The sequence below is a fragment of the Sinorhizobium psoraleae genome, assembly GCF_013283645.1.
In the GTDB taxonomy this organism is placed as follows: Bacteria; Pseudomonadota; Alphaproteobacteria; order Rhizobiales; family Rhizobiaceae; genus Sinorhizobium; species Sinorhizobium psoraleae.
Genome location: NZ_JABEKV010000001.1, coordinates 1,134,038 through 1,160,562 on the forward strand (window position 1 = coordinate 1,134,038; position 26,525 = coordinate 1,160,562).

The window sequence follows — 26,525 nt, forward strand, 5'->3', positions numbered from 1 at the left end:
CTGTCGGTTCACCTGACGCCCACGACATGAGGTGGGTCGACGAGGTTTTCAGCTCGACCTCCGAAATTGAGCAGGTCCCGCCTACCATGTTCGTCGGCGATTCTCTCAGCAAATTCTCGGATCGTTACCGGTACGCCTGAACAGATATTGACCGCTCCTTGCGCGGTGCTGACCGAAGCGGCCACGATCATCCTGGCTGCCTCGCGAACGTCAAGAAAATCGCGGACCTGGTGACCTTGGGTCAAATCCGCCCTCTGCCCGGAGGCAAGGGATTTTCTGAGATAGGGAACGAAGCGCCGCTCGTCTTCTCCTTCGCCATAGAGATAGAACAGCCGGCACCAGGCAAATTCGACGCCTGCCTGCGGCAGCCATTGCGAAAGCGTCATGAAGGCCGCCGCCTTGGCGCCCGCATAGGGCGTCAGGGGCTTGAGCGGCGTATCGGTCGTCAGGGGGCGGCCGGTGAGTTCGTATTCGAAGCATGTGCCTATACCGACAAAGCGCCTGACGCCCGCGGCGGCAGCGCCCTTGGCGATCGCCAGAGTGCCGGTGAGACAATCGAGATTGATGGGTGACGTGAGGTATTTGCCGGGTTCGGCGTACCAGGCCAGATGGATGATCGTATCGATGCCGGCGAGTGCTTGCGCCCACCACTCCGCCGATTCGGAAAAAAGCGCGTCGGTTGAAAGAATGCGCCCGATTCCGGCCATGCCGAGGAATCTGTCCTCGCTTGCCGGGCGGACCACAGGGCACGCGACAATGCCGCGTTCGGTCAATTCGCGTAAAACATGGCGGCCGACAAAACCGGTGGCGCCGGTGAGAAGGACTTGTTTGGTCAAGCGTTTTCCAGTCGCGGGCGAGGGCGATTTTTGCAAGGCATGGCGTTCATGGGCCTGATATCAGGTTTCCGCGCAACAACGGCTTTCGATCGCACGGAAATGATGGTACCGCCCTCCAAGGTCGTCGCCCTGATGAACCCTTCGGCCAATTGAGAGGACATGCCATGCAGCGCTTCAGGCGCATCCATACGGAACTTCCCGGCCTGACGGTGGTCGAGCGCATGCAGTTCGGTGACGAGCGTGGTTTCTTCTCGCGTTTCTTCTGCCAGGAGGAGCTTTTCGGGTTCGGTTCGACCGGCGCGATTGCGCAGATCAATCACACGATGACCCGCACCAAGGGCGCTGTTCGCGGGCTGCATTTCCAACGGTCTCCCCATGAAGAGGCGAAGTTCGTGTCGTGCCTGGCCGGCGCGATTTTCGATGTCGCCGTCGACATGCGTCCGGACTCGCCGACCTATTTGCGTTGGCACGGTGAGGTTTTGAGCGCCGAGAACGCGCGGTCGATGATGATTCCGGGCGGCTTTGCCCATGGGTTCCAGACCCTCATCGAGAACTGCGAGCTGATCTATCTCCACGACAAACCCTTTGCGCCGGAGGCGGAAGGCGGATTGAACGCGCTCGATCCGCGCATGAATATCGCATGGCCCATTGAAATCACCCAGATGTCCGAGCGCGACCGAAGCTTCGCCTTCATCTGACCGCCGGCGTGAGGCGGGGGAGCGCCCGCCTCAGATCACCCGCACTTCCGGAATGGCAACCACGAAACGGCCGCCCCAGGAGCGAACATGATCGTTCGCGGCAACGATTTCGTCCGTTAGATTCCAGGGAAGGATCGCGACATAGTCCGGCTTGGCGGCCGCCAGTTCGTCTGGCGCGTGGATCGGGATATGGCTGCCGGGCGACAGCTTGCCCTGTTTCAGGTCGTTACGGTCGACAATAAAGGCTATGTCATCCGAGGTAAGGCCGCAAACATTCAGGAACGTGTTGCCCTTGGCCGCCGCACCATAAGCCGCCACGGTCTTGCCCTCAGCCTTTGCGTCCGCAAGGAAGGCCCGGAACTCTTCGCAGACTGCTGCGATCCGCTTCCCGAACGCCAGGTAGGTCTCCATGCGCATCAGTCCGGCCGCCGCTTCGTCGGAGCGCACCTTCGCGAGACCGGCGGTCTCCGGCCTTTTGCCGCCCGCCAGTTGCGCATAGACGCGAAGCGAGCCGCCATGGGTCGGCAGTTCCTCCACGTCGAAGACGTGCAAGCCGCAGGTCTTGAAAATACGCTCGACGGCGACGAGCGAGAGATAAGAATAGTGCTCGTGGTAGATCGTGTCGAACTGGATGCCTTCGATCGTGTGCAGCAGATGCGGGAATTCGAAGGTCGCCACGCCGTCCGGCTTGAGCAGGATCGGAAAGCCGCTGACGAAGTCGGCGATATCCGGCACGTGCGCCAGAACATTGTTTGCGGCCGTCAGGTCGGCGCGGATGCCGCGGGCGACCAGTTCACTCGCGGTGATCTGCCCGAAGAAGGCGACGTGGGTCGGAACGTTGCGTTCCTCGGCGATCTTGGCAGCGTTGGCTGCCGGTTCGACACCAAGCACGGGAATATTCTTCTCGGCGAAATATTGCAGCAGATAGCCATCGTTGGAGGCAACCTCCACCACCTGTGACGTGCCGTCGAGATTGAAACGACCGATCATCTTTTCGGCATAGCGGCGGGAATGGTCCAGCCAACTCGTCGAGAAAGAAGACAGGTAGTGATATTCGGCGTTGAAGATCTCGTCGGCGGGTACCGTTTCGGTGGTCTGGACGAGCAGGCATTCCGAGCAGACCATCACCTGCAAGGGAAAAGCCTGCTCCCGCGCGATCGCTTCTTCGGTCGGCTCGAGAAACGAGTTGGACCAGGGCGTCGCACCCAGGTCGGCAACCAGGGTCGCAAGCGGGGTAGAGCAGAAGCGGCAGTGATGAGGCATTATCATGGGCGACCTTTCGTAAATGCGGCGATCTGGCCGAGCGTGAGCTGGCGAGCGGTCTCGCCCCGGCGCCAGCCGTTGTACCAGTGTGCGGTCCACTCGATGGCCTGTCGCTGCGTCAGTCGCGCGCGCCAGGCGAGGGTCTCGGCTGCGAGTGCCGGATCAAGACCGAGTGTTTGCATTTCGCGCGGTTGCGCGAGCGAGGAAACATCGTCCCATTGCGGGGAGAGGCCCATTGCAGCCTGAATGGCGTTCGCCACGTCGCGCACGGCAATGGGCTGCTCGGTGGGCGAAGGGCCGAAGTTCAGTGCATCGACGCTGGCTTCGCCCTTGTAGAGCGATTCGGCGAACAGGAAATAGCCGTTGAGACAGTCAAGCACATGCTGCCACGGGCGCGTCGCCAGCGGACTGCGGATATGGAGTCTTTCACCTGAAAGCGCTGCCCGCACGATATCGGGCACCAGCCGGTCGGCAGAAAAGTCGCCGCCGCCGATGACGTTACCGCCGCGCGCCGTGGCAATGCGGATGCCGCGCCCGTTGAAATAGGAACTGCGCCAAGTCGCGACCGCAATCTCGCACGCGGCCTTCGAGCCTGAATAGGGATCATGGCCGCCGAGGGTGTCGGTTTCCCGAAAGTGGCGGCCGCTCTCGTCGTTGCGGTAGACCTTGTCCGTCGTCACCACGAGAATGGCCTTGACCGACGGAGCGGCGCGGGCGGCCTCCAGGAGCCGTACCGTGCCCATGACGTTCACGTCGAAGGTCTCAGCCGGCGCTGCATAGCTCTCACGCACGAGCGGCTGTGCCGCCATGTGCAGAACGATTTCCGGCTCGCTCGTCCGCAGGGTCTCGGCAAGTGCTTCGCGATCGCGAATGTCTCCGAATTTCCCCTCCGGCAATTCGTCCTCATGCAGCAGGGCGTAGAGCGATGGCTGCGAGGCCGGCGCCAGGGCGTAGCCGGTCACATGCGCCCCCATCTCTCGCAGCCACAGTCCGGCCCAACTGCCCTTGAAGCCCGTATGGCCCGTGAGAAGGACGCGTTTTCCCGCCCAGAACTCTGGATCAGGCAGACCGGTCATGACCAGACCTTCCAGGGTGCGCGATCCTGCTGCCAGAGTTCTTCGAGCTGGTTCTTGTCGCGCAGCGTGTCCATCGGACGCCAGAAACCGTCATGCTGGAAAGCCATCAACTGGCCGTCGCGCGCCAGGCCTTCGAGCGGCCCGTCTTCAAACGGGGTGTGGTCGCCTTCGATCCGGTCGAGCACCGAGCGGTTGAGCACGAAGAAGCCGCCATTGATGCGGCCGTTATCTCCCGCAGGCTTTTCCGTAAAGCTGTAGACTTGGCCGGAGTCGATTGCGAGCGCACCGTATCGTCCCGGCGGCACGACGCTCGTGACAGTCGCGTCCCGTCCATGTCGGCGATGGAAATCGGTCAGTGCGCGGATGTCGATGTCGGCGACGCCATCGCCGTAGGTGAGGCAGAAGCTATCGCCGAGATAATCGGCGACGCGCTTCAGGCGCCCGCCGGTCATCGACTCCGCGCCGGTTTCCACGAGGGTTACCCGCCAAGGTTCTGCTTTGCTTGTGTGAAAAATGGTCTCGCCCGTCGCCATGTTGAAGCTGACGTCCGAGGAGTGCAGGATGTAGTTGGAGAAATACTCCTTGATCATGTAGCCGCGATAGCCAAGGCAGATCACGAAATCGGAAAAGCCGAAATGGCTGTAGATCTTCATGATGTGCCAGAGGATCGGACGGCCGCCGATCTCGATCATGGGCTTGGGGCGCAGGTGGCTCTCTTCGGAGATGCGTGTGCCGTATCCACCGGCGAGAATGACGACTTTCATGCCCGATCTGCCTCCCACGTGCGCGTTGCGCTCCGTTTTTTCGTATTCCAGCCTTGCCCGGGGCTTGATTGGCGACGTTCTCCCTGGGGAATCGGCACAACCCGTGGATGAGCCCGCGCGTCGCCGGCGCTCCTTGGAGTATTTTCGGGGCAATTGCAACCATGAGGCGTCCTGAGGCTGGCCAATGCAGCCGGGCCGGCTGCTTGCGCGGGTTTGGGGAAAGGCGCAAGATGCCGCTCGCTGGGGCATGGTTCACCGCGGGAGGAGCGAATCATGGATGAAATGAGCCTCACTAATCTGCAAGCGGGAAAGACGACGATTAAGGCCGAGGCGGTCGAGGCGCTGGCGGGGCAATTGCGGGGCCGCGTGCTCACTGAGAACGACGCGGCCTACGACGAGGTGCGCGCGATCTGGAATGGGATGATCGACCGCAAGCCCGCGCTGATCGTGCAATGCGCCGGCGCCGCAGACGTCATCAACGCGGTTCGTTTCGTGGCCGAAAACGGCCTGCTCGTCGCCGTGCGTGGCGGTGGACATAACATTGCAGGCAACGCTGTCTGCGACGGCGGCCTGATGATCGATCTGTCACCGATGAAATCGGTGCGGGTGGACGCCACGGCGAAGAAGGCTTGGGTCGAGCCGGGTGCGACGCTCGCCGACGTCGACAAGGAGACCCAGGCTTTCCGACTGGTGCTGCCGACCGGGATCAATTCGACGACCGGTATTGCCGGATTGACGCTTGGCGGCGGTTTCGGATGGACCACGCGCAAGTTCGGTTTGACGCTGGACAGCCTGCTTTCGGTCGATGTCGTGACGGCGAATGGCGAGCTGGTCCGCGCAAGCCCGACTGAGCATCGCGATCTGTTCTGGGCGCTGCGCGGCGGCGGCGGGAATTTCGGCGTCGTCACAGCTTTCGAATTCCAGCTTCACGACCTTGAACCGCAGGTCCTGGCGGGGCTCGTCGTTCACCCCTTTGCGGACGCGCAAGCCGTCCTTCAGCAATACCGCCAGGCGCTCGAGACGGCGCCCGACGAACTCACCTGCTGGGCGGTAATGCGGCAGGCGCCGCCGCTGCCATTCCTTCCGGAAGAGTGGCACGGCAAGGAAATTCTCGTTCTGGCCATGTGCTACTCAGGCGATATCGCGGCCGGGGGGCAGGCGACCGCTGCCCTGCGCTCGATCGGCAATCCGATCGCCGATGTCGTCGGTCCCAGTCCCTTTGTCGGCTGGCAGCAGGCGTTCGATCCCTTGCTCACGCCCGGCGCTCGCAACTACTGGAAGAGCCACGATTTCATGGAACTGTCCGATACGACGATCGGCATCCTGCTGGAAGCCATTCGTCAATTGCCGGGACCGGAATGCGAGATCTTCATCGGCCACGTCGGCGGTGCCGCCGGTCGTATTGCAGCCGAAGAAACGGCTTTCCCGCAGCGCAGCTCGCATTTCGTCATGAATGTTCATGCCCGGTGGCGCGAACCGGAAATGGACCAGGTCTGCATCGACTGGGCGCGCCGTCTTTTCGAGGCGGCAAAGCCTTATGCGGCCGGAACAGCCTATATCAATTTCATGCCGGCCGACGAGGTCGACCGCGTCGAGAGCGCCTATGGCAGCAATTACGGACGGCTTGTCGAGGTCAAGCGGCGATACGATCCGCAAAACCTGTTCCGCATGAACCAGAACGTAAGGCCGATAGAGGAACGGGGGGCGGCATAATCTCCGCCTTGGTAGAAGGCAGGCTCCGGCCATGCGCGAACAAGCACGTGGCCGGTCGAATGCTGCAAACGGCAGAACGGGTGACCAGAGAGTTGCCATTGCGAATGGCCGAGGGCGATGTGGCGCCTTGGCAGGGAGGGGTTACATGGGGGAACGGTCGGTCGATGGCCTGTTTCGGCGCGCGGCAGAACATGCCATGCGTTTCCGGGACGGAATATCCGAGATTCCGCAAAAGCCGCAGGTTTCCTATCTCGCATCGCTCAAGGGATTTCGCGAGCCGCTGCCGATCGAGGGGTGCGCCGGTCCTGGTGTGATCGACGAGCTTGTGGCGAAGGCGGAGCCGGGACTTCACACGATGACGGGCCCGCGCTTTTTCGGCTGGGTCATTGGCGGGTCGCATCCGGTGGGCGTCGCCGCTGACTGGCTGACGAGCGCCTGGGGCCAGAACACGGGCAACCATCATGCAACGCCGGCAGCGGCCGCCGCAGAGGCGGTTGCCGGCGGCTGGCTGCTCGATCTTCTCGATCTGCCGAGAGAAAGTTCCATCGGTTTCGTTACCGGCGCGACGGTCGCCAATTTCGTCTGCCTCGCTGCAGCACGCGGCGCCGTCCTGCGAAGGGTCGGCTGGGACGTCGAAGGGCAGGGCCTGTTTGGTGCCCCGCCGATTGCGGTCCTGATTGGCGATGACGCGCACGCGACGGTCTTCTCTGCGCTGCAGTTTCTAGGCCTCGGGCATGACCGGGTCGTTCGCGTGAAGACCGATGGTGCGGGACGAATTCTCACCTCCGATTTCGCCGAGGCGGCCGGCAAGGTCTCCGGGCCGTGCATTGCCATCCTTCAGGCGGGGCAGATCAATACCGGCGCCTTCGACGATTTCGAAGGCATCATCCCCATCGCCAGAGATATCGGCGCCTGGGTTCATGTCGACGGCGCGTTCGGCCTTTGGGCGCGCGCCTGCCCGCAGAGGAGCGGACTTGCCAAGGGTGTCCACGGGGCCGATTCCTGGGCGACCGACGGACACAAATGGCTGCAAACACCCTATGACTGCGGCTATGCCATCGTTCGCAACGAAGAGGCGCATCGCCGTGCGATGACGACTGCGGCAAGCTACCTGCCGCCGAGCTTTGAGGGCGAGCGCGATCCAAGCCATTTCGTTCCGGAACTGTCGCGTCGTGCCCGTGGCTTTGCCACCTGGGGGATGATCAAGCATCTGGGGCGTGACGGGATCGCCGCCATGGTCGAGCGTCACTGCCGGGTCGCTCATGCAATGGCCGAAAGGCTGAGATCGGAAGAGGGAATAGAGGTCCTGAACGACGTCGTGCTCAATCAGTTCCTCGTGCGGTTCGGTGCGAAACACGCGGGCGATGAGGCCGACCGGCTCACGCAACGGACGATCGAGCGAATACAGACCGATGGCGTCTGCTTCTGCGGCGGCGCAACCTGGCGCGGTCGCAAGGTCATGCGCGTATCGGTGATTTCATGGCTGACCGATGATCTCGCCGGCGATGTTGCGGCAGACGCGATCATCGCGGCCTGGCGGGCGGTCCGGGCGAATGAGGCATCAGTCTCGGCTTAGGGAACGACATTCCGAGCGTTTGCGGGGCATAGCTAGGCAGGTGGAAAGTCTTATGAGTTCGCTGACACTGAAGCGTGTCTATGAGGCGCCGGAGGCAAGCGACGGCGCGCGCATCCTCGTCGACAGGCTGTGGCCACGCGGGATCGCCAAGGACAAGGCGCGGATTGATCTCTGGCTGAAAGACATCGCGCCGAGCGATGCCTTGCGCAAGCGCTTCCATGGAAACCCGGATGCATGGGACGAGTTCTGCACGGCCTATGCGGGGGAGCTGGAGGACGCGACGGCCCAGGCGGCGGTCCACGAGCTCCGCGAGCATCTCGCAAAGGGTCCCGTGACGTTGCTTTATGCGGCGCGCAACGAGGAGAGGAACAATGCCGTCGCATTGAAGGCATGGCTGGGGCGCCGTGTCTGAGGCGTCCTTAAGGCAGTAAGCGCCGTGACGACCATGCGGTTCGGGCGCGGAGGGCCTGTTTGCCGGCCCAGTTACACCCGCATCGCTTCGATCACGGCCCGCAGCCCCGCGGATATGTTCCGGCGGCTCGGGTAGTAGAGGTAGAACCAGTCCTCCGGCGGGCACCATTCGTCAAGGCAGCGGATCAGCCTGCCGTCGATGATCTCGCGTTGTGCGCGATTTTCCCAGACATAGGCGAGCGCCACGCCGGAGAGCGCCACCTGGACCATGAGGTCTTGGTCGTCGAGCGCGATCGGTCCGCTCGGGTGGAAGGCGACAGCTTCGCCGCTGTGTTCGAATTCCCAGGGGTAGCGCACGCCGCTCGGATACGTGTTCTGGACGCAGACATGGTCCTTCAACTCATGCGGCGTCTGCGGGATGCTCCGTTCGCGGAAGTAGTCCGGTGCGCCCACGACCGCGAAGCGAAGCCGAGGCCCGATCTTCACCGCCACCATGCCTTCCCGAAGGCTCTCGCCGAGGCGGATGCCGGCGTCGAAACCTTCCTCGACGATATCCACCAGCCGGTCGGTCGCCGAGATCTCGAGTTGCAGATTGGGATTGTCCCGAATGAGCGGCCCCATCACCCGCCCCAGAATGAATGGGGCAACCGAATTCGGGACATTGATGCGCACCTTGCCGAACGGCGTATCGCGAAACCTGTTGAGCGCCTCGAGCGCCGAGCCGATGTCGCCGAAGGCGGGAGTAAGATGCGCTTGAAGCATGGTGCCGGCATCAGTCAGCGAGACGCTGCGGGTCGTGCGATTGAGCAGCCGAAGTCCGATCCGCTCCTCCAGATTGCTGACGGCATGGCTGATCGCCGAGGCCGTGACCCCGCGTTCCTCGGCCGCTTTCCGGAAGCTCCGGTGTCGGGCGACGGCGTCGAAGGCCGCGAGCTCTGATAGGTCGGTTGCGCGCATAGATGAATCTTGCTCAGCATTATTGAGAGAATTTCCATTCTAATCACGCAAATCGAATTGCGCCATTCTCCCCTTGTCGTCACGGGCAAGGCAGCCCCGGCCTCGAGGATCTGATCCTCATCCGATCAAGGAAGGAGTTCGCAATGGCACAGACATGGTTCATCACAGGCTGCTCGACCGGCTTCGGCCGCGCGCTCGCACAGCACGTCATCGCGCTCGGCCATAACGTCGTCGTCACCGCTCGTGATGCGACGCAGGTTGCCGATCTATCGGCCATCGCGCCGGACCGCACGCTCGCTCTCGCGCTCGATGTGACGAAGGCAGATGACATTGCCGAGGCGACACGCGCCGCCGAGCAGCGCTTCGGCCACATCGACGTTCTCGTCAATAATGCCGGTGTCGGTTACTTCGGCGCCTTCGAGGAGAGCGACATGGATGCGGTCCGCGCCATGTTCGAGGTCAACGTCTGGGGCCTCGCCAACATGACGCGCGCGGTCCTCCCCGGCATGCGTCGACGCCGCTCGGGCACAATCGTCAACATCTCTTCGATCGGCGGCCTGCGGTCGGTACCGTCGCTCAGCTTCTACGCGGCCTCGAAATTCGCAGTCGAGGCATTGTCGGAAGGGCTGTCGAAGGAGGTCGAGCCGCTCGGCATCAAGATACTCATTGTCGAGCCCGGTCCTTTCCGCACCGATTGGGCGGGACGTTCCGCCGGCGAGGCCACCGTCTCGATCAACGACTATGAGGACACGGCAGGGGCGGTGTGGCGGAGGATCAGGGGCTACAGCGGCGAGCAGCCGGGCGATCCGGAACGGGCCGCGCGTGCGATCGTGATGGCGGTCAATGCCGCCGAACCGCCGCTGCGGCTGCTGCTCGGCCGCGAGGCTCTCGCCGGCGCCCGGGCGAAGCTCGATGCCTTGCGCAAGGATTTCGACGCCTGGGCCGAAGTGACCGAAGGGGCAGATTTTCCGGCTGCCAGTTCGACCTGATCGAACTCGAAAAGAACTTTCAACTCAACTCAACTTGACTCAAGAAAGGATACTGCCATGCGCATCTGGTTCATCACGGGCGCTTCCCGCGGTTTTGGCGCGCTCATCACGAAGGAGGCACTCAGCGCCGGAGACGCGGTGGTTGCCACAGCGCGCCGCCTCGAATCCCTCGATGTCCTCGGCCGGCACGAAAATCTCCTGACGCTGGCGCTCGACGTCACCAACGAAGAACAGGCCAGGGCGGCAGCCGCGGCAGCGGTGGAACGCTTCGGCCGGATCGACGTCCTGCTCAACAATGCCGGCTACGGCCTGCTTGGAGCCGTCGAGGAAGCAACGACAGAAGAAATCGAGAAGATCTATCGCACCAACGTGTTCGGCCTTCTTGCGGTGACCCGGGCCGTCTTGCCGCAAATGCGGCGCCAGCGGTCGGGCCATATCATCAATATCTCCTCGATCGGCGGCTATTCGGCCTTTACCGGGTGGGGCGTCTACGGGTCGACCAAATTCGCGATCGAGGGACTGACCGAGGCACTTGCCAAAGAACTTGCGCCGCTCGGCATCAAGGCGACGGTGGTCGAGCCGGGCTTCTTCCGCACCGACTTCCTCGACGAGCAATCGCTGGCGGTCAGCCCGTTGTCGATCTCGGACTATGGCGAGACCGTCGGCGCCATGCGCGAATTCGCCAAGACGGCAAATCATGCCCAGCCGGGTGATCCGGCACGGCTCGCAAAGGCCATGGTGCAACTCGCCCATGCCGACAACCCGCCGCTGCGCATGCCGTTCGGAAGCGATACGGTCGCGGCGATCGAAGCCAAGAACGCCCATGTCGCCGGTGAACTCGCCGCCTGGCGCGAACTCGCGGTCTCGACGGACTTCCCGAAGGAAAGTGCGTCCGCCCATTGACAAGGGCTCAATTGCAGAAGGCCGGTGGCTGCGCAAAGGCGGCCGCCGGCCCTCTCTTGCGACCCGAGCAAGGCACCCGAGCGCCGCCACGGGCGCCGTTCGCATCTGCCATTCGTCGTTGACTTCGCAGGTGATGAGAGGAAAATGTCTCTCCTGATACGTCACTACGCAACATCAAGGGTGCCTACGATGACGATCGCAAGAAAACTTCAAGACTATATTGAAGGCGAGGGTGTCGCCTACGACACCGTCGCTCATCACCGCACGGCAACCACCAGCCAGTCAGCGCAGGCGGCCCATGTTCCGGGCAGCAGGTTGGCCAAATCCGTGGTCGTGCATCACGAAATGGGATACGTTCTCGCCGTTGTTCCGAGTACGCATCGGATCGAACTTTCCACATTGCAGGAAGTGATGAACAGGCGCCTTGGCCTCGCCTCGGAGGAGGAGGTCAGCACGCTTTTCGCCGATTGCGACACCGGTGCGGTGCCGCCGATCGGATCGGCCTATAATGTGCCGGTGATCCTCGACGAAAGCCTCGGCAACGTCAGCGACGTCTATTTCGAAGGCGGTGACCACCGGACATTGGTGCATGTCAGCGGCCCCAACTTCCGCAACCTGATGAAGGATGCGAAGGTCGCTCGCTTCAGCCATCCGTCGTAAAAGGTCACCGTCCCCGGTGAGCCCTCGCAACCGGACGCCGAGGTGGCGTTTTCGGAAGATTGTCTGTGCGCCCCGGCATCAAAGTCGCGTCATCAGTCGATCATGACGTCCGGAAATCAAATGGGCATTTTTGAGCGCCGCCTTTCGAGGGCAGCGCCATTTCCGTCACAGCAGCAGTTCCCAGTTCTGCCCGACCAGGTCGTGCCCGAAGCTGTGGTGCTTCTCCTCCTGCACGAGATGAAAGCCTGTCGTTTGATAGATGTGCCGCGCCGCGGTCAGGATGTCGTTGGTCCAAAGAGTGATCTTGGAATATCCAGCCTGCCGCGCAAAACGGATGCATTCCTCGACGAGCCGGCGACCGATCCCGAGACCTCGAGCGCTCGGCTCCGTGTAGAGGAGACGGAGCTTGCCGACGCTCGCTGACTCTTCAACCAGGAAGATAGAACCGACGATCCCACCTTCGCGCTCCGCAATCCAGCAGCGCTCGCGGTTCGGTTTGAAGTTTTGAATGAAATCTGCCGTGATCTGGGCAACGAGAGCCTCAAAAGTCTCGTCCCATCCATACTCCTCGGAATAGAGCACGCCATGACGATGGACAATCCAACCCATGTCTCCGGGCTGATGTGTGCGCAGGATATAGGGGACGCGAGCAGGCTCGGAGGGTACACCCCCGAGCAGACGCTCGGCCTCGGCAAGCGCCACGGCGAGCTTGCGCCGTTCAGGCAGGGAGAGGCGATCGAGCATGGCGCCCACTTCTTCGCGCGAACGAGCGTCAATGACGGCGAAGCTGTCGCGGCCCGCCGGGGTCAGCGAGAGCAATACCTGCCGCCCGTCCTCGGGCGACGGACTTTTCAAGACGAGGCCGCGCTCTTCCAGGCTCCGTAGGAGACGGCTGAGATAGCCGGAATCGAGTTCGAGCTCTGCCCCGAGTTCCTTGGCCGTGGATGTTCCCCGCTGCGCGAGCTCGTAGACGAGGCGGCCTTCGGCGAGAGAAAGCGGACCTCCAAGCAAGCCTTCGTGTAGCAGACCGATCCGGCGTGTGTAGAAGCGGCTGAAACGCCGCACAGCGGCAACATGATCGTCCTGATCGACCTGCGGCATCGGTTCATTCCTTGGCCCTGCTAGATGTTGTCTGATTTTGTCATATAAATATCTGACGATGTCAACTATCTATGCGGAGACCGAGTCGGCTGGTCAGCTTCATCGATTATGAATTGGGAAGTTCCGACTTGGAACAGAGGACCTTGCAAAGCATCGACAACCGTACGGCAAGGGATTGTCACCCTTGTCTTAGGGACAAGCTGTTACCTATGTCTCCGGTATGGACATCAGTAAAATGGCGCACCCGACATCCGCCACGTTGATCGTGTAGCTTTTTATTTTCAAATAGTTAGCTTGCGTGAGTGCTGCATTTTGTGCAGCAAAATGTGCAGCAAATTTTCTGCGCCCTTCCACAATTCCGAAACGAGACGCGCCGCCCCGGAGGACGACCGGAGCGGCGCTGAAACGCAGCCGTGCGTAGGACTATTTGCCCGGGAATCCCGGATTCAGCAACTTCAGAAAGGAACCAAAGGTGCGGTACTCTGATACCACGCATTTCTTTGATGAGCAAGACGATTTGGTCGGTTCGCCGACCTTGGACCGGCCGATCCGCATGACACATTTCCCGACCATGGCCGCGACGAAGAAGAAGGATATGCGCTTGTCGCTCCGCCAGCTTGCCGCGCTGATCGAACGGACGGAAGCCGACGACAAGTCGAAGCTGCCGTGGTTCAAGATGGCCGTCTTCGGCAACGATCGCGCCGCCTCGCCGTCGGGCCATTCCTTCCGCAGCAACGGCAATGTCGTCGCCGTGAGCGGTATTGAAGCGGATTATGACGGCGAAGAGATCATGCCCGAAGACGCCCGCGACATGCTGGCCGAAGCAGGCATTGTGGCGGCCGTCTACACGACGCCTTCGCATTCGCCCGACGCGCCGCGTTGGCGCGTGTTCGCTCCCTTCAGCGAAGAGCTTCCGCCGGACGAGCGCGAACGTCACATGGCACGCCTCAACGGTATCTTCGGCGGGGCGCTCGACGACGCGTCCTTCACCTTGTCGCAGAGCTACTACGGCGGCAACGTGACCGGCCGTCCGAAGGTGCGGACCTATCTCGTGGATGGGCGGCATGTGGATACCGCTTCCGATTTAGACGCGACGGCGAAGTGGAAGCGCGGCCGCGAGAAGGGGGCGGCCAATGACAACGGCTTCGACGAGGCCGCCTATCTCGATGCCATCGCGACCGGCGAGTCCTATCATCCGGCGGCCATCGCCTTGGCTGGAAAATGGGCCACCGCTGGCGTGTCCTATATCGAGGCCATGAAGCGGCTCAGGGCGGCTTTCGACCGCGTGCCCGAAGAGGGCCGGGACTCGCGCTGGAAAGAGCGCGTTGCGTCCCTGCCGTCGATCCTCAACCATGTCTACGGCAAACAGGTCGAAGAGGACATCGCGGAAGAGAAGCGCCGCGAAGAAGCTTTTGACGAAATCCCGACTGCCGAAGAACAGGCGGAAATCGACGCCGACATTGAAGAGCTTGTCGGCGGCAATGCGAAGACCGAAACCGACGGGCTGACCTTCCTGAAGCCGTCCGAATGCGAGGCCAGCGACGCCCGCCGCTATGTGATCAAGGGCCTTGTCGCCGAAGGCGACGTGGCGTGCATCGTTGGCGCTCCGGGCGTCGGCAAGTCGCTTCTCGCGCCGCGCCTCGCCTATGCCGTTGCGCAAGGGCAAGACATCTTCGGGATGCGCGTTCGGCAAGGTGGCGTGCTCTATGTCGCGGCGGAAGACCAGCATGGAATGCGCGCCCGCGTGGCGGCGCTCCGGCGCGAACACGGCGAAGCCGACGACTTCGCTCTTGTTGCTGGCGTGTCCGATCTATTGAGCAAGGGCAGCGAGCACCTGAAGCGGCTGAAGGCGGCCGTAAAGGATCGGCGGCCGTCGCTGGTCATAATCGACACGCTCGCCATGGCGTTCCCCTGCCTTGAAGAGAACAGCGCCGAAGGCATGGGCCGCGTTGTCGCCGTCGCCCGTTCCCTGACCCAATGGGGCGCGGCCGTGATCCTGATTCACCACGACACTAAGGACGGGCAGCAAGGACTCCCGCGCGGCCACTCGCTCTTGAATGGCGCGCTCGACGTGTCGCTGCACCTGTCGCGTGGCGAGGACGGCATTGTCCGGGCAAAGCTGACCAAGAACCGCAACGGTTCGACCGAACGGGATATTGCCTTCACCATCGGCACGCAAGCGCTGGGGCTCGACGACGACGGCGACCCGATCACGGCGGCCGTTTGCCGTGAACTCGATCCCGGCAGCGCACCGGAGCGCAAGGACCACCTGTCGCCTAGCGAGAAATCCGCGTTCCGCATCCTCGCCGATCTGATCGAAGCCGAAGGCGTCGAGATCAACCGACGGCGGGGCATTCAGAAGGATAGGTGGCGAGACGTGTGTATCGCAAGCGGCGAATTGTCGGCGGCGGATGATCGCGACGGTCATAAACGCGCATTCAACCGTGCCCTGAAAAAGCTCCGGGACAAGCGCCGCATCGAGTTCATTGACGGCCACTACTGCATGGCCGTGATCGCTGGCGAGGATTCGTTCGCAACCGATAGTCACCACGGAGGCGATGATGATGACCTCGTGTAACCGGGACAAAGCGGGACTGTCCCGGGACAGTCCCGCTTTGTCCCACCGGCATATCGCATCGGAATATCGCATCGGGCTACCGGGACGGACCGGGACATATCCCTTTAGGGATGTCCCGTTGTCCCGCCCTCCGATGCACTGGTTTGTCTTCATTCGAGGCGCGCACGCGCCCGCTAACAAAGGGGTCATGCCCGTTCGCAACCGGGTCCTTTGCGGCGGGCGGCCGTCGCGGGGGACGCGGAGCCCCGGCTTTTCGATCTGCGAGGAAAAATAGAAAATGGACTCTACGATTTTATCGGACATCGAAGAGCTAGTCGGCGCTGTCAGTAAGCAACCTGCCGATAGGCTGGTCACGGCCGAAGAGCTTGCCGAATGGCTCGGCTTGACCCGCCGCCGAATCGACGAATTGACCGTGGCGGGCGTACTGACCCGCGCCGCCCGCGCCCGCTACGCGCTCCGGGCATCGATCCTCGCCTATTGCGCCGACCAGCGGTCCAAGACTTCCGGGCGTGGCCGTGGCGACCCCGCCTATACGGCGGCGAAGACCCGCGCGGCCGAAGCCCAAGCGGAGAAGCTGGAAACCGCGAATGCTGTCGCCCGCCGTGAACTTATCCCGGCCGCCGAAGTCGAGCGCGAATGGTCCACCATTCTCCGGGACGTGCGCGCCGCCATGCTCGCCCTGCCGTCGCGAATCCAGCAACGGCTTGGGCACCTGACGGCGCACGACGTGACGACCATCGATCGCGAAATCAGGGACACGCTTGAAGGAATCGGATCAGAATAGCAATCTGGGGCAGTCACTCGGAAGGGGGTACAAATGGCGGCAGGTAAGAAAACGGATAGCTCGCATAAGGATATCGATCCTCACATGCAGGAGATGCAGCATCTAATTACGCTGGGTTTAGCGGGTGGAAGCTTCGCTGGAATGTTGGCGGTGTGTTCCTTCGCGAATATTGATATGGCGAGGAAAATCGCATTAGCATTATTCTCTATATCGTTGCCAACGAGTATAACTGTTTTCTTTTTGTCGCACAAATCTACCGAAGAGATTGTTCCAAAAAACAATCTTGTTGCAAACATATTAGGGTCAGCGTTTGCAATAAGTTTCTTGTCTACGGTATTCGGTCTGGCGGCAATGTTGTTTTCTGTATCAGTGTATATCAGTGCGATTTCTGTTATTTCTAATTTAGGCATACCGATGCTTATATTGTTCATGCTTTCTAAACTGGACTCAAAAGAATGAATTATTTTAGCACGGAACGGGTGCGTCGCCGTGCGCTCCGAGCGCTTATCCCACCGCCGCACCTTCGCCTGTCCGAATGGATCGAAACGCACATGCGCCTGCCGGAAGGCGTGTCGGCACTGCCCGGCCGCGTGAGCCTGTGGCCGTACCAGCGGGAAATCGCCGACGCCATTTCCGACCCCGAGCTAGAGCGCGTGACGCTGGTCAAGCCCGTGCGTGTTGGCTTCACGACGCTGTTGACCGGGGCGCTCGCCTCCTACGTCGCCAATGAGCCGTCGCCGATCCTCGCTCTTCTGCCGACGGAAGCGGACTGCCGCGATTACGTCGTCAGCGACCTTGAACCGATCTTCGAGGCGACGCCCGCGCTCCGGGGCCTGTTATCGGCCGAAGCCGACGAAACCGGCCGCAACACGCTTCTGTCACGCCGCTTCGCGGGCGGGTCGCTGAAGATAGTCGCGGCGAAGTCGCCCCGCAATCTCCGGCGACACAACGTCCGCGTCCTGTTGATCGACGAAGCCGACGCCATGGAGCCGGGCGTTGAAGGTTCGCCAATCACGCTGGCGGAACGGCGCACGCTGTCTTTCGCAAATCGTAAGATCATCTTGGGCAGCACGCCGACAATCGAAGAGACCAGCAATGTGCTGCGGTCCTACGCCCGGTCGGATCGGCGTGTCTTTGAAGTCCCGTGCCCGGAATGCGGGCACTGGCACGAAATCACCTGGGCCGATATCCAGTGGCCGGAAGGCGCGCCGGAGCGGGCGCACTATGTTTGCCCGGAATGCGGTTCCATCGTCGAGGAACGGCACAAGGCGGCCATGGTTGAAAGCGGCCGCTGGCGGGCGACCGCGCCGCATGTGCGTGGCCATGCCGGATTCCGACTCAACGCGCTTGTCTCGATGCTGGCGAACGCCTCTTGGGGCAAACTGGCGGCGGAGTTCGTCGAGGCGAGGAAGAGCCCGGACACGCTTCAGGTCTTCGTCAACACCATCCTCGCTCAAGGCTGGCGCGAAGCTGCCGAAGAGATTGACGAAGCCGCGCTTGCCGCCCGTGCAGAGCCGTTCGGGCTCGACGCCATTCCGCCGGACGTGCTGGTCATCACGGCGGGCGTGGACGTACAGCGCGATCGGTTGGAAATCGTCTTCCTTGGCTGGTCACGCGATGAAGTTTTCGTGCTGGGGCAAAGCGTCATCTATGGCGACCCGGCGAGCGATGACGTGTGGTCGGAACTCGACGACGCTTTGCGCACCGTTTGGAAGCATCCGAAGGGCGGAATCCTGCGCGTGGACGCGGCGGGAGTGGACGCGGGCGATGGGGAGACCATGGACCGCGTGATCGCCTTCACACGGGCTCGTATGGCGAGGCGTACATACGCTTTGAAGGGTGCGACCGGGAACCGCCCGGCGATCCGGGCGAGCGACACGAAAGGGACGAAGCTTTTCATCGTCGGCGTGGACGGCCTGAAGGGGCAGCTTGCCAGCCGGTTGACGCGCGGCCGCACCGTCCGCTTCAGCGACCGTTTGGAAGCCCGGTTCTATGAGGAACTGGCGTCGGAACGCCTGATCATGCGCTATGTGCGGGGCGCGCCTGTCCGCCTATGGGAACGAATTCCCGGCCGTCGGGCCGAGTCGCTCGACTGCACCATCTACGCGATGGCCGTGCGCGGACTGGTCACGGCCAATCTGGATCGGCGGGAAGAGGAAGTCGCCAGCGCGACCATGCTCAAGAAAGCTCCGACCGTGATAAAGTCCGCGTGGCTGAATCGGTAGGGGCGGAATGATGTTCAAGGTCGGGAATCAAGTGGTCCACAAGGACAACCCCAACAAGGGGCTTATCGTTGAGGCGGATGAAAAGGACGGGACCGTGCTTTGCCGCATTCCGGGCACCGGAAAAATTGTGATGCATAAGGCGGCCGATCTTCGGAAGGTCGATTCGGGGCCTATGCGCGTTGGGTTCTAAGCAGGGACGAGCTGCGCTACACCTTGAAGGGGGCGAGGAAGTCGCCAGCGCCACCATGCCCAAGAAAGCGCCTTCTGTCATAAGGTCCGCTTGGCTGAATCGTTGATCAGCCTTCGCCGTATTTCGGCGGCAGCATGTTTCTCCCGCCGGTCGAAAAATCAGATAGCACTTTGCCGTAGCTGACCTTCGGTGGCTTGCGATCTTCTGCGGCTAGGGAGATCAGCCGGATGTAGTGTTGACCCCAATGCACCATCAATTGCCGGACAGGTAGCCACCCCTGACGCCGGAAATTGCCCGCCAGCGAACGCCGCACGGCATTGACCAATATATCAGCCGCTTCAAGCCCATATTCAGCGTCCCAAGAAAAGCGAAAGTCTTCCTTCAAAAGCAGCTTTAGGTCGAATGCGTCCCCTTTTTCAGGGTCCTTCATAAATTGCTTTTTGTACTCGCCGGGCTCGGTTCGGAACCGTTCATGAGCCCTGTAATCGCCTCCTTCGGCGGCAGCGAAGGGTTCCCTGAATGACCTCGACTCGATCATCGGCAATATGACCGTTGACCACCAGTCTTCCCAAGCCGTCACCTTATCGCGATTCTTAGCATCGATTACCCAATGGTACTCCCCAAGCTCTTTAGGACGCCGAAACGAGTAATATAGGTTCGCATGATAGATGGAATTGTATACAAGATCTGCCATCGCGCATGACTGTACATAAAGTTGTAGTGAAGTAGCTTCGAGTTGTTTTCTCAACCCCCAAACCGCATTGACGAGCGTCTCATGGTGTTCGTCCGTTAAATGCATTGTAATGTGTTCTTCTTGACCGGTCTTATGCCTTTTCACTTCATCTTCGGTGTGACAGGCGGAGTCGACCGCTACCACTTCAAATAGGCAATTTAGCTTGCGGAGGATAGCGACAACCTCGCCAATATGCTCTTCACAGAGCAGACGCCCTTTCACTTCGCCTTTTTCTTGGGGAAGCTTGCGGCGCAAGCGACCATATAGCTTTTCGAAGCCCTTGAAGTTTTGATCTGGGATGATCAGCGCCCCGACGGCAGAAATATTGTTTTGTCCGCTGAATGTGCCGGACTCATCAATGAAGATTCGCATACTATCCCGCCCCGATTCGATCGGCTGGCAGTATATCATTCCCGGAAGTTCCACTCCGCCCCTAGCGTGAGTTTACTTGCACTGTACCACGCCAGATCGGCGGGCATGTCGTATTGGATACGAAAGTCCCTGTAGCGCCGTTCCCATTGCCGTCGCACTTGCCGTGAAAGCCCTTCAGGCGGCTTCGTAAAGTCCGGCAGGTCTTCCGGCGCGACCGGGACAACCCGGCCGTCTGGCATCACGTCAAGCGCGAAAACTCTGTGCATTGCTCGTCCTTAGCAAAGAGGCCGGGGCAGTCGCCCACCCCGGCCCAGTATAAGGGAGCCTGACAGGGGACAACTCCCGCCGGGCAGACTGGAAATAAACCGACACAAAGTCTCAAGTCAAGTATAATTTCTTTAGTTCTTATGTTGTTCTGCATTGCCAACTGTTAGTTGCTTATGGCTACTGGTAGTAGCTTATTTACAATACTTTAGATTTCAGCAACTCTCCGACTCGATACAAGCCATTGGGAGTTCCTGACATGCTCGACGAAAACAATCATGCGTTCGTTTCCAAGCCGATTCCGCGCAACCCCGGTTACTTTCTCACCATCGCGGACGTGGCGGAAACCATCGCGGAGCCGGGCGAGGACAAGGTGAAGATGATCGCGGCCCTTCGGCAATTCGCTTCGCAGGGCTATCTGTGGGCACCGTTCTACGAAACCGAATCACGCGGCGCTTACCTCTACGCCCCGGCGACCTGCATCGTCTGCGCGGTCCTTCTGCGCATGATCGAAATGGGCATTCGCGACAAGAACGCCTGCCATATGGCCGCTAAGGCGCTCTACCAGTGGAATCCGAAGGACTTCAACGGCGACGCGCCCGACTACTCGCCCGGCGCGCTGGTCATCAAGCATTACGTGGAGGACGTGTCCAACTGGACCTTGGAATTGTGGTCCCTTCGGCACGATAGCGGCAAGATCGTTCACGACGCTCGTATCTATAACCCCGCCGCAGGCGGCGGCCCGTCGCTGACCTATGACCTTTCGAAATTCGCGCAACGGGCAGTTCTCGCAATCGATCTTGGCGACGTGCTCGACCGGATGCATTCGCGCGTCCGGGTGAACTGACCATGCCCGTTCGGTTGCCCAATCCCTTCAATTTCTTCCGCCGCACGACTCGGCCGCAGCACGTCCGCCGGTTCGACGGCGCGGCGGGCGGCCGTCGCGGCTGGGCCATGGGCACCTTCGGCCGGATCAACCCGGAAGTGGCGGCCGCCGGGGCGAGCCTTCGCGGCCGTGCGCGCTACCTCGCCAACAACAATCCGTGGATTGCGAACGCCGTCGGAAACTGGACCGGCGCGCTTGTCGGCTCCGGCATCATGCCGACTTCCCAGCATCCCGACGCCGCCGCCCGGAAGGCGCTGTCGACGCTCTTCAATACCTGGGCGGAAGAGTCGGACACCGACGCTCGCACGACCTTTTGGGGCCTTCAGGCGGACATCGCGCGGGGGCTGGTCGTGGATGGCGAAGCCTTCGTCCAGTTCCTCGATTCCGACGGCCTCCGCGTCCGGCTGATCCCGCCGGAATTGATCGACGAGTCCATGACGCGCGAATTAGGTAATGGCGGCGTGATCGTGCAGGGCGTCGAGTTCGACGCCGACGGCCGCCGCGTCGCCTATCACGTCTTGTCGTCGCGCCCCCACGACCAGTTCGCCACCTATGCGCCACCCGTGCGGATCGACGCTTCCGAAATCTTGCACGTCATGAAGCCACTGGCGGCCGGGCAGGTCCGGGGCGTCTCTTGGCTTGCGCCGGTCATCCTGCCCGCCAGTGAGCTAGACCAGCTTCTCGACGCTCTGCTTGTCGGTGTGAAGGTGGCGGCCATGCACGCGGGCTTTCTGATCGATCAGAACGGCACGTCGGGCGAACCGTTCGACGGCACGGGCGAGGGCGGCGTGTTGGAAGCCGGACTCGAGCCCGGCACGTTGCGCCGCCTGCCGACGGGCATGGACATCAAGTTTTCGACGCCCCAGCAGACGGCGGAAGTGGCCGCCTTCCTTCGGCTCAACCTTCAGCAGCTTGCCGCCGGGCTGGGCCTGCCGACGCATTTCGTGGACGGCGACTTGACCGGGGCGAACTATTCAAGCCTTCGCGCCGGGCTTCTGCCTTTTCGCCAGCGCGTTGAGCAAATCCAATACGGCACCTTCGTTCCGCAGTTCCTCGCTCCCGTGTGGCGGCGCGTGATCAGCTATGCAGTGCTATCCGCCGAACTCGACGCGGGCGACTTCGGCCGCGAATGGCTGGCGGTCGAATGGTTGCCGCCGAAGCCGCTTCAGGTCGATCCGCTGAAGGACACTCAAGCGACTGTCGCCGAAATCGAGGCTGGGCTTACCAGCCGCCGCAAGGCGGTGGCCGAACGCGGCTGGTCTATCGAACAGCTGGACGAAGAAATAGCCGCCGACACGCGGCCGATGCAGAAGGAGTCCACCAATGCCGAAAGCTAGGAAGCGGGAGGTATCGCCGGAATCGCAAGACGCGATGACCCGCCGCGCGGTCATCTCGCCCGAGTCGTTCGACGAAGCCGCGTTGACCGTGGAAGCGACCATCTCGACGTTTTCCGATGTCCAGCGCCGCGACCCGCGCGGGGCCTATGTCGAACGGCTGGACCCGGCCGGGCTCGACACGTCGCGGCTGATCGGCGCGCCCGTTCTCGACGGCCATCGGCAGGCCAGCGCCCGCGACACCATTGGCGTCGTGACCGCCTTCCGCACTGAAGGCAACGCGCTGATTGCCACCATTCGTTTGCTTCAGTCCGATGACGTGAAGCCGATCGTCGAGCGCATCCGGCAGGGCGTCATTCGGGGCGTTTCTGTCGGCTACCGCGTCCAACGCTGGCTCGATTCTCTCGAAAACAAGGTCCGCGTCCGCACGGCGGCGGCGTGGTCGATCTTTGAAGTTTCCGCCGTGCCGGTCCCGGCCGATCCGGGCGCAACCTTTCGGAGCGAAACCATGGAAGACGAAGTGATCGAAACCCCGAACGAAGAAACCCCGGCCGCGACCCGTGCAGCCATCCGCACTATCGCCCGCGCGGCAGGCATGACGGCGGAACAAGCGGACGACATGATCGACCGCGACCTGTCCGTCACGGAAGCCCGTGCGGAAGCATTCGAGGCGATGCAGGCACGGACTCGCAACACGCCGCGCATTCGCGTCGTGAGCCCGTTGAGCGAAGACCCGGCCATGATCCGTACGCGGCGCGAAGAGGCGCTTTACGCTCGCGTGAGCGGCACCCCGCCGACCGACGAAGCTCGCCCCTTCATAGGCGACACGCTTCGCGACCACGCCCGCGCGTTGGTCGAAGCGGCGGGCATCTCGACGCGCGGAATGGACCCGGACGCGCTCTTCCGGGCGGCGATGCACACGACCAGCGACTTCCCCCAGCTTCTGACGGGCGTCGGCCGCCGGACTTTGATGGCCGCCTATCACGTCGCAGGGTCGCCGCTGAAGACCGTGCTGGCGCGGCAGACGACGCTTCCCGACTTCCGGGCAGCGTCCAAGCTGAAGCTGTCGGACATCGGCCTTCTGGAAAAGGTCTCGGAGTCGGGTGAAATCAAGAGCACGACCCGGGGCGAGGCGACCGAGTCCTACGCACTCGATACCTACGGAACCATTTTCGCACTGTCGCGCAAGGCGCTGATCAATGACGATCTTGGCGCATTCCGGGATTGGGGCGCGACCGCCGGCCGCATGGCGGCCGAAACAGAAAACAACCTGCTCTTCGCGCTTTTCCGCCAGTCGAGCGGGGCAGGGCCGGTCATGGGCGAGGACAACAAGCGCCTCTTCCACGCGGATCACGGCAACCTTGCCGGTTCGGGCACGGCGCTGGACGAAACAAACCTGTCCGCTGCCCGCCTCGCCATGCGTGGCATGAAGGCGCTGGACGGCAAGACGCCGATCAACGCCGCCCCGAAATATCTGGTCGTCGGGCCGCAGCTTGAGACCAGCGCCGAAAAGTTGCTGGCGGCGATCTATGCGGCCACGGTTGCCACGGCGAATCCGTTCACGGGGAAGCTGGAGTTGCTGGTCGAACCGCGCATCACAGACAAGTCGTGGTACGTCTTCGCCGATCCGGCCGTCCTGCCAGTGCTTGAATATGCTTACCTGTCCAGCGCCCAAGGTCCGCAGATGGCGAGCCGCGAAGGCTGGGATGTGCTGGGGCAGGAGTTCCGCGTCGTGCTGGACTTTGGTTGTGGCGCAACCGACTTCCGGGGCGCTTACCGCAATCCGGGTCTCTGATCGTCATGGCCGCATCGCTGCAACAGCTTCAGGCTTGGCGGGACGCCCTCTTTGCAGCCCGGCTTCAGGGCGTGCGGGAGTTCCGCGATCAGAACGGCGAAGCCGTGTCCTACAAGTCCGACGCCGAAATGGCGCGGGCGCTCGCGGCCGCCGACGCGGCGATTGCGGCGGCGCAGACCAAGCCCGTCAACACCATCCTCTTCAAGACTTCGAAAGGAATCTGACCATGAAGAACTTTGTGCAGAAGGGCGAGAATCTGACCCTTCCCGCGCCCTACGCCGTGTCGAGCGGCGACGGCGTATTGAAGGGCAGCATCTTCGGTGTGGCCGCTGGCGACGCCGAGTCGGGCGCTGAAGTCGATATCGTGACCGTCGGCGTCTTCACGCTGCCCAAGGTTTCAACGGACGTGATGGCCGTCGGCGATCCGATCTATTGGGACAATACGGCGAAGCTGGTCACGACGACGGCGACCGGCAACACCAAGATTGGCGTGTCCCTCGCCACGGCCGTCAATCCTTCCGGCACGACCGACGTGCGCCTCAACGGGGCGTTCTGACCCATCCCGCAGGCGAGCGTGATCCTGACCGCTCCGCTCGCTCGCGTTCTTCAACGGGACCACGCCCTTGAGGGCGTTCCATGGAAAAGGACGAATTGGTCCGCTTGCGGGCGGCCGTCGCTAAACTCGTCGTCGAAAATCCGATCTATGCGCCGATCTTCGAACGACTCGAAATCGAAATTGCCAGCTTAGAAGCCTCCGACCCTATAGCACGGGCGCGGGCGATAGTAGCTGGTCAGAAGGCAATCGCCTGAAGGATGTCCCGCTTGTGTTCGAGAGTTGCGCCCGCCCCATACCGTTCCCGGTCAAGCCGATGGCCGAAGATGTCACGGCGGATTCGTTCGTCGACTCCGGCTGCAAGCATCCGGTCTTCAAACGAATGGCGCAAGCTGTAGAGCACATGGTCGGGCGTTTCGAGAAGCCCGTTTTCCCGCATGAATTTGTTCACCGTGGCGCTAAGGCTGGCGCTGGTCTCCTGATAGCGCTGGAATCCCTTCGGGCACTGCCGGAAGGCTTCGAGGCTGACGCCAGTGAGCGGGATGACGCGCTTCGACTGGTCAGTCTTCAGTTGCCGCCCGACCGGCTCAATCGAGATATGCGGGATATCATGTTCGAGTCGAATGTGCTCTGGCAGGAGCCCGGCCGCCTCGCTTGGGCGATAGCCCGTGTTGACCATGCCGAGCAGGATGCAGCGCGCTTCTGTATTGAGTCCATCGAGCGCGCCGGGCGCGAGCAACTTGGTCTTGATCCATTCCGTAGAGAAAGGGGGGCGCTCGCGCTTGTGCTTCTTTCCGTCCTTGAAGGACAGATTGCCGACGGGCAGCACCAGCCCGAGCCGCTTCATCTTGTTGACGGTCTTCAGCGTGTCGGCGACATGGATCAGGTCTTTGTTCGCGCTATTCGGGGCCAGTCCTTCCGACGCCACCCGGTCAACCCACCAGTCGCGGAAGTCGAGCATGTCGTCGGCCGTGATCTCGGCAATGTTCTTGTTGCCGACGACCTCAACGAAGTTGCGAATTGCCTTCATGCGTGGATTCTTCCATCGACGAAGTTGGTCTTCGCTTTTGCCGAGCGTCCGGTCCTTCGCCAGCGTCCAGAACAATTCAAGCGCCCGCTCGACCGTGATCGGCGGTTCCTTCGCCCCGCCAAGGACGGCCGCAGCTTCTATCCGATCCGGCTCACCGTCGGGCCGTACGGCGGCGCGAACCCGTTCAAGGAACTCTTCGCGCGGCAACTTGGCGACACGATCTGCCGTGAGGTAGCGGAAGCCCCGGACTTGGGCGAGTTCCCGCGCCGCCTCGAAACGGCGTTCGGCGTCGTCGCTGTCGCCCGCAAGTCGGGCTTCCCACGCCTCAACCATGTTCTGCCATGCCGTCGGGGCCTTCTGCCGTGCAACGGACTCGGAATCAGTGTGCAGGCTGATCCACACGACTTTGCGGGACTCGATTGCCTCGTAGCGTTTCGGAACGCGCTTGATCAGGTGGAAGGTCTTGTTGCGGCGCTTGATGTTCATGGCGGAACTCCCTTCGGTTCCAAAACCATGCCTGACGCTTTGATGTATAGCAATATGTGCAGCAAAAGGTGCAGCAGAATCGCAACATGCGGCGTCGGATCCCGTGCAAAATCTCTGGAAAACGTAATTAAATCAAGCGCTTGCGGGACAATTATTGGGGAGGAAAATGGCGCACCCGACAGGATTCGAACCTGTGACCTTTGGAATCGGAATCCAACACTCTATCCAGCTGAGCTACGGGTGCATCCGTTGGCGGCAGGGCCGCCGAAGCAGGCTGTGAGCGGTTCTTAGCCTAGCTTGCGCGTCGCTTCAATGGTCAATTGCAGGAGATTGTGGGGGAAATTCGTT

The 26,525-nt window shown here is 61.9% G+C and carries 27 protein-coding genes and 1 tRNA gene; 18 read left to right on the plus strand and 10 right to left on the minus strand.

Going from position 1 to position 26,525, the window contains the following annotated elements; genetic code table 11:
- Positions 1-8: 8 nt before the first annotated feature.
- Positions 9-836: an NAD-dependent epimerase/dehydratase family protein gene (locus ILFOPFJJ_RS05210; RefSeq protein ID WP_173509468.1), complete on the minus strand. Its 828-nt coding sequence runs from the start codon at positions 834-836 to the stop codon at positions 9-11.
- Between the two features lie 164 nt (positions 837-1,000).
- Here ILFOPFJJ_RS05210 and rfbC point away from each other — a divergent pair, with 164 nt between their 5' ends.
- Positions 1,001-1,534 (plus strand): dTDP-4-dehydrorhamnose 3,5-epimerase, encoded by a 534-nt coding sequence (gene rfbC, locus ILFOPFJJ_RS05215; RefSeq protein ID WP_173509469.1) that lies wholly within the window; start codon positions 1,001-1,003, stop codon positions 1,532-1,534.
- A gap of 30 nt (positions 1,535-1,564) precedes the next feature.
- Here the strand turns inward: rfbC and ILFOPFJJ_RS05220 are convergent, their stop codons facing one another.
- Genes ILFOPFJJ_RS05220 through rfbF form a run of 3 tightly spaced genes read right to left on the minus strand, consistent with a single transcriptional unit; the run spans position 1,565 to position 4,637 of the window.
- Positions 1,565-2,797, minus strand: coding sequence for a class I SAM-dependent methyltransferase (locus tag ILFOPFJJ_RS05220; RefSeq protein ID WP_173510160.1), 1,233 nt, complete (start codon positions 2,795-2,797; stop codon positions 1,565-1,567).
- A gap of 2 nt (positions 2,798-2,799) precedes the next feature.
- Positions 2,800-3,873: a CDP-glucose 4,6-dehydratase gene (gene rfbG, locus ILFOPFJJ_RS05225; RefSeq protein WP_173509470.1), complete on the minus strand. Its 1,074-nt coding sequence runs from the start codon at positions 3,871-3,873 to the stop codon at positions 2,800-2,802.
- Complete coding sequence (gene rfbF, locus ILFOPFJJ_RS05230; protein WP_173509471.1) at positions 3,870-4,637, minus strand: glucose-1-phosphate cytidylyltransferase; 768 nt, start codon at positions 4,635-4,637, stop codon at positions 3,870-3,872. Before rfbF ends, rfbG begins: the two co-directional genes overlap by 4 nt.
- Before the next feature lie 273 nt (positions 4,638-4,910).
- On the opposite strand from rfbF, the gene ILFOPFJJ_RS05235 reads away from it, so the two are divergent.
- The 3 genes from ILFOPFJJ_RS05235 (at position 4,911) to ILFOPFJJ_RS05245 (ending at position 8,338) form a co-directional block, all read left to right on the plus strand.
- A complete protein-coding gene (locus tag ILFOPFJJ_RS05235) occupies positions 4,911-6,350 on the plus strand; it encodes an FAD-binding oxidoreductase (RefSeq protein ID WP_173509472.1) in 1,440 nt (479 codons plus the stop codon).
- A 145-nt stretch (positions 6,351-6,495) separates the two neighbouring features.
- Complete coding sequence (locus ILFOPFJJ_RS05240) at positions 6,496-7,926, plus strand: pyridoxal phosphate-dependent decarboxylase family protein (protein WP_173509473.1); 1,431 nt, start codon at positions 6,496-6,498, stop codon at positions 7,924-7,926.
- A 52-nt stretch (positions 7,927-7,978) separates the two neighbouring features.
- A complete protein-coding gene (locus ILFOPFJJ_RS05245) occupies positions 7,979-8,338 on the plus strand; it encodes a DUF488 domain-containing protein (RefSeq protein WP_173509474.1) in 360 nt (119 codons plus the stop codon).
- A gap of 71 nt (positions 8,339-8,409) precedes the next feature.
- On the opposite strand, the gene ILFOPFJJ_RS05250 is transcribed toward ILFOPFJJ_RS05245, so the two are convergent.
- Positions 8,410-9,294 carry a LysR family transcriptional regulator gene (locus tag ILFOPFJJ_RS05250; RefSeq protein WP_173509475.1) on the minus strand — a complete coding sequence of 295 codons (885 nt, stop codon included), beginning with the start codon at positions 9,292-9,294 and terminating at the stop codon, positions 8,410-8,412.
- 143 nt (positions 9,295-9,437) lie between these two features.
- Here ILFOPFJJ_RS05250 and ILFOPFJJ_RS05255 point away from each other — a divergent pair, with 143 nt between their 5' ends.
- The 3 genes from ILFOPFJJ_RS05255 to ILFOPFJJ_RS05265 all read left to right on the plus strand — a co-directional run bounded on the left by ILFOPFJJ_RS05255 (position 9,438) and on the right by ILFOPFJJ_RS05265 (position 11,846).
- On the plus strand, positions 9,438-10,283 hold the full coding sequence (locus ILFOPFJJ_RS05255) for an oxidoreductase (protein WP_173509476.1): 846 nt from the start codon (positions 9,438-9,440) through the stop codon (positions 10,281-10,283).
- Between the two features lie 57 nt (positions 10,284-10,340).
- Complete coding sequence (locus ILFOPFJJ_RS05260) at positions 10,341-11,186, plus strand: oxidoreductase (protein ID WP_173509477.1); 846 nt, start codon at positions 10,341-10,343, stop codon at positions 11,184-11,186.
- 189 nt (positions 11,187-11,375) lie between these two features.
- Positions 11,376-11,846 carry an aminoacyl-tRNA deacylase gene (locus ILFOPFJJ_RS05265; protein ID WP_173509478.1) on the plus strand — a complete coding sequence of 157 codons (471 nt, stop codon included), beginning with the start codon at positions 11,376-11,378 and terminating at the stop codon, positions 11,844-11,846.
- A gap of 165 nt (positions 11,847-12,011) precedes the next feature.
- Here ILFOPFJJ_RS05265 and ILFOPFJJ_RS05270 read toward each other — a convergent pair whose 3' ends face one another.
- On the minus strand, positions 12,012-12,947 hold the full coding sequence (locus tag ILFOPFJJ_RS05270) for a bifunctional helix-turn-helix transcriptional regulator/GNAT family N-acetyltransferase (RefSeq protein WP_173509479.1): 936 nt from the start codon (positions 12,945-12,947) through the stop codon (positions 12,012-12,014).
- Positions 12,948-13,500: 553 nt separating this feature from the next.
- Here ILFOPFJJ_RS05270 and ILFOPFJJ_RS05275 point away from each other — a divergent pair.
- From ILFOPFJJ_RS05275 to ILFOPFJJ_RS05295, 5 genes are all read left to right on the plus strand, one after another.
- Entirely contained in the window at positions 13,501-15,525 is a 2,025-nt protein-coding gene (locus ILFOPFJJ_RS05275; protein WP_173509480.1) for an AAA family ATPase, read from the plus strand.
- 277 nt (positions 15,526-15,802) lie between these two features.
- Positions 15,803-16,309, plus strand: a complete 507-nt coding sequence (locus ILFOPFJJ_RS05280) for a DUF1441 family protein (protein ID WP_173509481.1) — start codon at positions 15,803-15,805, stop codon at positions 16,307-16,309.
- Positions 16,310-16,342: 33 nt separating this feature from the next.
- Entirely contained in the window at positions 16,343-16,768 is a 426-nt protein-coding gene (locus ILFOPFJJ_RS05285; protein WP_173509482.1) for a hypothetical protein, read from the plus strand.
- Positions 16,765-18,534, plus strand: coding sequence for a phage terminase large subunit family protein (locus ILFOPFJJ_RS05290; protein ID WP_173509483.1), 1,770 nt, complete (start codon positions 16,765-16,767; stop codon positions 18,532-18,534). The genes ILFOPFJJ_RS05285 and ILFOPFJJ_RS05290 overlap by 4 nt, the downstream gene beginning before the upstream one ends.
- A 10-nt stretch (positions 18,535-18,544) precedes the next feature.
- On the plus strand, positions 18,545-18,724 hold the full coding sequence (locus ILFOPFJJ_RS05295) for a hypothetical protein (protein ID WP_173509484.1): 180 nt from the start codon (positions 18,545-18,547) through the stop codon (positions 18,722-18,724).
- 106 nt (positions 18,725-18,830) lie between these two features.
- Here the strand turns inward: ILFOPFJJ_RS05295 and ILFOPFJJ_RS05300 are convergent, their stop codons facing one another.
- Entirely contained in the window at positions 18,831-19,829 is a 999-nt protein-coding gene (locus tag ILFOPFJJ_RS05300) for a hypothetical protein (protein ID WP_173509485.1), read from the minus strand.
- A gap of 35 nt (positions 19,830-19,864) precedes the next feature.
- Positions 19,865-20,095, minus strand: coding sequence for a hypothetical protein (locus ILFOPFJJ_RS05305; RefSeq protein WP_173509486.1), 231 nt, complete (start codon positions 20,093-20,095; stop codon positions 19,865-19,867).
- A gap of 257 nt (positions 20,096-20,352) precedes the next feature.
- Between ILFOPFJJ_RS05305 and ILFOPFJJ_RS05310 the strand changes: the two genes are divergently transcribed.
- The 6 genes from ILFOPFJJ_RS05310 (at position 20,353) to ILFOPFJJ_RS05335 (ending at position 24,918) form a co-directional block, all read left to right on the plus strand.
- The gene (locus ILFOPFJJ_RS05310) at positions 20,353-20,940 is read left to right on the plus strand and encodes a hypothetical protein (protein WP_173509487.1); all 588 of its coding nucleotides are present in this window, start codon (positions 20,353-20,355) and stop codon (positions 20,938-20,940) included.
- A 2-nt stretch (positions 20,941-20,942) separates the two neighbouring features.
- A complete protein-coding gene (locus tag ILFOPFJJ_RS05315) occupies positions 20,943-22,316 on the plus strand; it encodes a phage portal protein (protein WP_173509488.1) in 1,374 nt (457 codons plus the stop codon).
- Positions 22,303-24,108 carry a prohead protease/major capsid protein fusion protein gene (locus ILFOPFJJ_RS05320; RefSeq protein WP_173509489.1) on the plus strand — a complete coding sequence of 602 codons (1,806 nt, stop codon included), beginning with the start codon at positions 22,303-22,305 and terminating at the stop codon, positions 24,106-24,108. Before ILFOPFJJ_RS05315 ends, ILFOPFJJ_RS05320 begins: the two co-directional genes overlap by 14 nt.
- 5 nt (positions 24,109-24,113) lie before the next feature.
- The gene (locus ILFOPFJJ_RS05325; RefSeq protein WP_173509490.1) at positions 24,114-24,332 is read left to right on the plus strand and encodes a phage head-tail joining protein; all 219 of its coding nucleotides are present in this window, start codon (positions 24,114-24,116) and stop codon (positions 24,330-24,332) included.
- A gap of 2 nt (positions 24,333-24,334) precedes the next feature.
- Entirely contained in the window at positions 24,335-24,664 is a 330-nt protein-coding gene (locus ILFOPFJJ_RS05330; RefSeq protein ID WP_173509491.1) for a DUF2190 family protein, read from the plus strand.
- 80 nt (positions 24,665-24,744) lie between these two features.
- Positions 24,745-24,918, plus strand: coding sequence for a hypothetical protein (locus ILFOPFJJ_RS05335; RefSeq protein ID WP_173509492.1), 174 nt, complete (start codon positions 24,745-24,747; stop codon positions 24,916-24,918).
- On the opposite strand, the gene ILFOPFJJ_RS05340 is transcribed toward ILFOPFJJ_RS05335, so the two are convergent.
- Both ILFOPFJJ_RS05340 and ILFOPFJJ_RS05345 read right to left on the minus strand, forming a co-directional pair.
- Entirely contained in the window at positions 24,900-26,177 is a 1,278-nt protein-coding gene (locus ILFOPFJJ_RS05340) for a tyrosine-type recombinase/integrase (RefSeq protein WP_173509493.1), read from the minus strand. The two genes, ILFOPFJJ_RS05335 and ILFOPFJJ_RS05340, sit on opposite strands and share 19 nt — an antisense overlap.
- A 167-nt stretch (positions 26,178-26,344) precedes the next feature.
- Positions 26,345-26,421 (minus strand) — tRNA-Arg (locus tag ILFOPFJJ_RS05345).
- Positions 26,422-26,525 lie beyond the last annotated feature (104 nt).

Coding starts and splice junctions, on each gene's coding strand:
- rfbC (WP_173509469.1), top strand. CDS start 1,001: ATGCAGCGCTTCAGGCGCATCCATACGGAACTTCCCGGCCTGACGGTG.
- ILFOPFJJ_RS05220 (WP_173510160.1), bottom strand. CDS start 2,797: ATGCCTCATCACTGCCGCTTCTGCTCTACCCCGCTTGCGACCCTGGTT.
- rfbG (WP_173509470.1), bottom strand. CDS start 3,873: ATGACCGGTCTGCCTGATCCAGAGTTCTGGGCGGGAAAACGCGTCCTT.
- rfbF (WP_173509471.1), bottom strand. CDS start 4,637: ATGAAAGTCGTCATTCTCGCCGGTGGATACGGCACACGCATCTCCGAA.
- ILFOPFJJ_RS05235 (WP_173509472.1), top strand. CDS start 4,911: ATGGATGAAATGAGCCTCACTAATCTGCAAGCGGGAAAGACGACGATT.
- ILFOPFJJ_RS05240 (WP_173509473.1), top strand. CDS start 6,496: ATGGGGGAACGGTCGGTCGATGGCCTGTTTCGGCGCGCGGCAGAACAT.
- ILFOPFJJ_RS05245 (WP_173509474.1), top strand. CDS start 7,979: ATGAGTTCGCTGACACTGAAGCGTGTCTATGAGGCGCCGGAGGCAAGC.
- ILFOPFJJ_RS05250 (WP_173509475.1), bottom strand. CDS start 9,294: ATGCGCGCAACCGACCTATCAGAGCTCGCGGCCTTCGACGCCGTCGCC.
- ILFOPFJJ_RS05255 (WP_173509476.1), top strand. CDS start 9,438: ATGGCACAGACATGGTTCATCACAGGCTGCTCGACCGGCTTCGGCCGC.
- ILFOPFJJ_RS05260 (WP_173509477.1), top strand. CDS start 10,341: ATGCGCATCTGGTTCATCACGGGCGCTTCCCGCGGTTTTGGCGCGCTC.
- ILFOPFJJ_RS05265 (WP_173509478.1), top strand. CDS start 11,376: ATGACGATCGCAAGAAAACTTCAAGACTATATTGAAGGCGAGGGTGTC.
- ILFOPFJJ_RS05270 (WP_173509479.1), bottom strand. CDS start 12,947: ATGCCGCAGGTCGATCAGGACGATCATGTTGCCGCTGTGCGGCGTTTC.
- ILFOPFJJ_RS05275 (WP_173509480.1), top strand. CDS start 13,501: ATGACACATTTCCCGACCATGGCCGCGACGAAGAAGAAGGATATGCGC.
- ILFOPFJJ_RS05280 (WP_173509481.1), top strand. CDS start 15,803: ATGGACTCTACGATTTTATCGGACATCGAAGAGCTAGTCGGCGCTGTC.
- ILFOPFJJ_RS05285 (WP_173509482.1), top strand. CDS start 16,343: ATGGCGGCAGGTAAGAAAACGGATAGCTCGCATAAGGATATCGATCCT.
- ILFOPFJJ_RS05290 (WP_173509483.1), top strand. CDS start 16,765: ATGAATTATTTTAGCACGGAACGGGTGCGTCGCCGTGCGCTCCGAGCG.
- ILFOPFJJ_RS05295 (WP_173509484.1), top strand. CDS start 18,545: ATGTTCAAGGTCGGGAATCAAGTGGTCCACAAGGACAACCCCAACAAG.
- ILFOPFJJ_RS05300 (WP_173509485.1), bottom strand. CDS start 19,829: ATGCGAATCTTCATTGATGAGTCCGGCACATTCAGCGGACAAAACAAT.
- ILFOPFJJ_RS05305 (WP_173509486.1), bottom strand. CDS start 20,095: ATGCACAGAGTTTTCGCGCTTGACGTGATGCCAGACGGCCGGGTTGTC.
- ILFOPFJJ_RS05310 (WP_173509487.1), top strand. CDS start 20,353: ATGCTCGACGAAAACAATCATGCGTTCGTTTCCAAGCCGATTCCGCGC.
- ILFOPFJJ_RS05315 (WP_173509488.1), top strand. CDS start 20,943: ATGCCCGTTCGGTTGCCCAATCCCTTCAATTTCTTCCGCCGCACGACT.
- ILFOPFJJ_RS05320 (WP_173509489.1), top strand. CDS start 22,303: ATGCCGAAAGCTAGGAAGCGGGAGGTATCGCCGGAATCGCAAGACGCG.
- ILFOPFJJ_RS05325 (WP_173509490.1), top strand. CDS start 24,114: ATGGCCGCATCGCTGCAACAGCTTCAGGCTTGGCGGGACGCCCTCTTT.
- ILFOPFJJ_RS05330 (WP_173509491.1), top strand. CDS start 24,335: ATGAAGAACTTTGTGCAGAAGGGCGAGAATCTGACCCTTCCCGCGCCC.
- ILFOPFJJ_RS05335 (WP_173509492.1), top strand. CDS start 24,745: ATGGAAAAGGACGAATTGGTCCGCTTGCGGGCGGCCGTCGCTAAACTC.
- ILFOPFJJ_RS05340 (WP_173509493.1), bottom strand. CDS start 26,177: ATGAACATCAAGCGCCGCAACAAGACCTTCCACCTGATCAAGCGCGTT.